This window comes from Phaeodactylibacter luteus (assembly GCF_007993045.1).
Lineage (GTDB): Bacteria > Bacteroidota > Bacteroidia > Chitinophagales > Saprospiraceae > Phaeodactylibacter > Phaeodactylibacter luteus.
The window spans coordinates 1-390 of record NZ_VOOR01000225.1; the positions used below are offsets into that span (position 1 = coordinate 1).

General features: G+C 52.6%; 1 protein-coding gene. It reads right to left on the minus strand.

Features of this window, described 5'->3' with window-relative positions; all coding sequences use genetic code 11:
* Nucleotides 1-390 (minus strand): tetratricopeptide repeat protein (locus FRY97_RS22110; protein ID WP_147169790.1); only part of this gene is annotated, 390 nt, incomplete at both ends.

The following is a 390-nucleotide window of genomic DNA, read 5'->3' on the forward strand; positions in this document are numbered from 1 at the left end:
CTGCCCATCTCCCGGGCAAGGTCTGATAGTTTTAAGGCAAACTCTTTTACCGAAGTCCAAACCTCAACCGACTGTGCCTCCGCCAGGGCCTGCTCATAAAACAGATAAGCGGAGTCCAAGTCATTCATGCGCTCCAGCAATTTGCCTTTATAAAACAGAGCTGCACTGTGAAGTACCCAGTCCTCCTCTTTTTGGGCAATAGCCAATGCATCATAGAGCAGGCTATCGGCCTCCCGTAGCTGGCCCGTGCCCAACCACACATCGGCTAAGCTGATCTTTGTAGCGGTCCTGACCCGGTCGTATCCTTCTGCACCGGAAGATACCGCCAGGCTTTGGTCAAAATAGGAGACCGCTTGCTCATAGTCCTTTTCTTCCGCATAGACTTGGCCC